This window comes from Aestuariispira insulae (assembly GCF_003385955.1).
Lineage (GTDB): Bacteria > Pseudomonadota > Alphaproteobacteria > UBA8366 > Aestuariispiraceae > Aestuariispira > Aestuariispira insulae.
The window spans coordinates 1-2,045 of record NZ_QRDW01000039.1 but is presented as its reverse complement, the minus strand read 5'-3'; the positions used below and the strand labels follow the sequence as shown (position 1 = coordinate 2,045).

At 46.1% G+C, this 2,045-nt stretch carries 4 protein-coding genes; 3 read left to right on the top strand and 1 reads right to left on the bottom strand.

Features of this window, described 5'->3' with window-relative positions; translation table 11 throughout:
* Window positions 1–9 precede the first annotated feature (9 nt).
* Window positions 10–177, top strand: coding sequence for a hypothetical protein (locus DFP90_RS23405; RefSeq protein ID WP_342767817.1), 168 nt, complete (start codon window positions 10–12; stop codon window positions 175–177).
* Between the two features lie 28 nt (window positions 178–205).
* Here the strand turns inward: DFP90_RS23405 and DFP90_RS22540 are convergent, their stop codons facing one another.
* A complete protein-coding gene (locus DFP90_RS22540) occupies window positions 206–403 on the bottom strand; it encodes a hypothetical protein (RefSeq protein WP_115939715.1) in 198 nt (65 codons plus the stop codon).
* Between the two features lie 733 nt (window positions 404–1,136).
* On the opposite strand from DFP90_RS22540, the gene DFP90_RS22530 reads away from it, so the two are divergent.
* Window positions 1,137–1,427, top strand: coding sequence for a hypothetical protein (locus DFP90_RS22530; RefSeq protein WP_115939713.1), 291 nt, complete (start codon window positions 1,137–1,139; stop codon window positions 1,425–1,427).
* A gap of 31 nt (window positions 1,428–1,458) precedes the next feature.
* Window positions 1,459–1,743, top strand: coding sequence for a hypothetical protein (locus tag DFP90_RS22525; protein WP_115939712.1), 285 nt, complete (start codon window positions 1,459–1,461; stop codon window positions 1,741–1,743).
* The last annotated feature ends 302 nt before the right edge of the window (window positions 1,744–2,045 follow it).

Below are 2,045 nucleotides of genomic sequence, written 5' to 3'. Positions count from 1 at the left end.
GCGGATGCGTTGGGGTTAAGCGCCATTCATCTTAACCGTTGTCTCAGGAAACTGAGGGAAGATAATCTCTTAACCTTCCAAAGCGGAAAAGTGACTTATCTGAACCTTGCAGCGTTAACCAGGCTGGCCGAATTTGACAGTGATTACCTGGATCATTTGAAACCGATCATTCATTAACGGCCGTTCAGCAGCATCCAAAAGCCCGTCATTTCAGAACTTCTCTGGCTTTGGCCAGTTGGGCGATGCATTTGTTGTTCATTCTCATTTTATGGGCATCTTCCGCAGCGATGTAGAATTGCATCACCTCATCTTTTTTTTCGCCGGCAGGTGTCTGGTCACAGATTGCCTTGACTTTTTTCAGTTGCTCCTCGGCATCGAGGTGCCTTTGTTCTGACGAAAACATTGGTTTCCTCCTAGGGAAGTTATCACGGTTTTCCGCGTTATCCTGATGAACGGTGGTATGGAGAGACTCAACCTGGGATAACTGCCGTGCGATTGTCTGTAGTGATGATTCTATTCCCGCTTTTACAGTGGAAAGCTAATGCAGATCAGTTTGCTGTCGGTTTATTGGCATCGTTTTCAGGAAGGGTTGGCCGTAGCCCCACTGGAGCTCGTCAAGAGGAGAATTTATGGAGTGGGGTAGCCAGATGGTAATTACATGTAAATTTTGGAAAGCATGAAGGAAATAATTATTCATTGACTTTGGTGTATTTTGTTAATGTCGACGATATATATTTCTATATCTACGCAAATAAAAATATCAATTTTATTACAGATATTCTCATTTTATTTACTTAAATATTTTGAAATTCTGAATAAACCGATTGATTTTTCCATCTTCAATTCCCATATGGAATGCGTAGCAACAGATTTTTGTTGTTTTTTTGGAAAGGCATTCAATATGTCGTTTAAGAGTTTTTCTTCTTCCGTATCCGATCCTCAGAAAAAAGATAAGCCCGCTGCCAAGCCGGCAAGCACTTCAGATGAAAAGCAGGGGAAGGCCCCGCCGGTCAAAGCCAATGATGATAAGGCTCCTGAATAACTGGCCGTTACCCAGGAACCGGGGAGGGATGCACCTTCCCGGTTCTTCGGAATTGGACATTTTCTAATCCGGCAGATGAATGACTGGAACTGTCATGACGGAAGAAGGTGACTGCTTCCAGGTGAATTTCAATTGGCCGTTTATGATTGATGGGCTGGAAGGGGTTCAACCTGCAGGCAAATATAGTGTCGAGATCTATGATACGCGGCAGGGCATATTCTGGTTCCTTAAACCTCGCAGCAGATACGCGTGGTTCCGGATTTGTGAGTCGCCGGGACTGTCCGGGACACTGCGGACAGTTCGCATCGACTATGACGATCTCATGAAAGCGATATCCAGGGATGATCGATTGACGATCGAGGCGGAAAGGAATCAAGTGGATTGAAACGGATGCGCTCATAAGAGAGGAACAATTTGTGGCTGATACCCCCATAGTTCTAGACGAGCATCGCGGCAGGGAGGATCTGAAAAAGACTGATATTCGCCGGCAGCAACTTTATCTGTCATGCCAGCGGGAAAAACTGGAATGTCTTTTCCTGTCCACAGAATCCAAAACATGGCCTGATGCCGTGGGTAAGGCCCTGTATTTGATCAGTTTATTTGCGGAAACAAGAGAAGGGCAAAGTCCCCGCAATGCCCGATTGATCAGGCATGTTCTGTGTGAAATGGAAAACCTGCAAGCAGAAGAGGATGAGACGTGAAAGGAAGTTATCCTGAAGAATACCTACCACTTTCTTCACGCAGTGATGGCCCCAAGGATCGCGATTGCCTTCGATGCAGAACACAGTTCAGGAGCGAATGGTCCGGGGATAGAATCTGCACTAGATGTAAAGGAAGCCAGGCGTGGCGACAGGGCCAACCAACCAGGCAAGGTAGTTTTTAGAGAGGCAACATTTTGCATAAATATTGTAAGCGCCCGGTCGGCTGATCAAGCGGCCAGTTTTTCCTGACTGACCCTGAAGTTCCAGGGCAACAGTTCATCAATCCGATTGATCGGATGATC

Coding starts and splice junctions, on each gene's coding strand:
- DFP90_RS22540 (WP_115939715.1), bottom strand. CDS start 403: ATGTTTTCGTCAGAACAAAGGCACCTCGATGCCGAGGAGCAACTGAAA.
- DFP90_RS22530 (WP_115939713.1), top strand. CDS start 1,137: ATGACGGAAGAAGGTGACTGCTTCCAGGTGAATTTCAATTGGCCGTTT.